Genomic DNA, 1,246 nt, shown 5'->3' with positions numbered 1-1,246 from the left:
GACCAGCTTGCGCGCAACCTCGCGTATCTGGAAAACGGCGATACCGGCGCTAGCGAGTTCAGTTGGGCCGATGGCCTAGAGCCTGTGCCGCTGCGCGGCAAGCCGCCATCCGAGGGCGGTAGGTACAGGGGCACTAGTCCCGACTGTGCGCCGCAAGTACGGGTAGAGCGTCGCTAGGAGACTACGATGGCCACCAAGAAACAAGCGGCAGCCCGCCGCAGGTTCGCGCGTTTGGCGAAGGCGAAGGGCAACAGCGCCATTGGCCGTCGCGCTAAAAGCTCTGCCCGGCAGCGCAAGAAGCGATAACAGACCGGCTGCGCGCAGTTCAGCCAGCAGCTGCAGCGCGCCACGCGGACAGCGTGAGCTGCGAGACCTTCCGGCCCAGACGACTCGCGGCTGCGCTGTTCGCAACTTGGCCGTCTAGGTGTTCCACCAACCGCACCTAGGCGGCCAAGTGCTATATGGCGAAGGCAGATGCCGGGGAGGTTAAAACTGCCCGCCAACGCCACCCAGCAGCCTGTGGGCGTAACCGGGGTTTTCGGCAAGCCCTTCCATTACTAAACGGAATTCCTCGCTAGCAAGGCACTGGGCTCCCTTTAACGCGGTTTGCAGTATGGCGGCTCTGTCGGCGTCTTTGGCACGCTCAGCTAGTACCTTGAGGTCACAGACGACACCCTGCATTACGTGGTAGGGAGCGTTCATCTCGTCGGGTTGCGTGTACATGCTGTCGAGCATCCGTCGAGCAATCTGTGCGTCTGTGTAGTAGTTATCGCTAGGGGAGCCAAGCAGGTACATATTCACCAACTCGTCGTAGACCCCTTCCATTGCACTGTCCAAGTCCGGAACCGGCCACCCTTGATAGATGCCCTCCTGAGCCGCAATCCATTCGATTCTTTGTTCGGCGCATTGCTTAAGGGTGCTGTCATCGAAGCCGTCGGCCTGCAGGTCGGCGATAAAGCGAGCGCGGTTTTCCTGGGTAAGCACGCACCCCTCGGCGTACCACACGGCAATTTCTGCAAGTGTGGTGCCTTCGTTCCACCAACGCGGTTCTGTCCCAGTTTCGCTGTTGTCCATTGATCAATTCCGTTCTGTTCTAGTTTGATTCGGTGGCCGGCTGGATGCTGGCGAGTAGTTCGTCGATCAACTTGCAGATTGCCGTTTGCTTCTTGGCCTCGTCGGGCTCAAGGCCGGTGATGTTGGCAATGGCCGAACCGGCACGTCTGAGCTTCATGACTGCGTCAAGCGG

At 60.0% G+C, this 1,246-nt stretch carries 1 protein-coding gene; it reads right to left on the bottom strand.

Going from position 1 to position 1,246, the window contains the following annotated elements:
- Window positions 1-486: 486 nt before the first annotated feature.
- Complete coding sequence (locus A5791_RS00280) at window positions 487-1,074, bottom strand: hypothetical protein (RefSeq protein WP_156660919.1); 588 nt, start codon at window positions 1,072-1,074, stop codon at window positions 487-489.
- Between the last annotated feature and the right edge of the window lie 172 nt (window positions 1,075-1,246).

Source organism: Mycobacterium sp. 852002-51163_SCH5372311, assembly GCF_001667115.1.
Taxonomy (GTDB): Bacteria; Actinomycetota; Actinomycetes; order Mycobacteriales; family Mycobacteriaceae; genus Mycobacterium.
The sequence above is the reverse complement of the archived record's forward strand: the minus strand, read 5'-3'. Positions and strand labels throughout refer to the sequence as shown.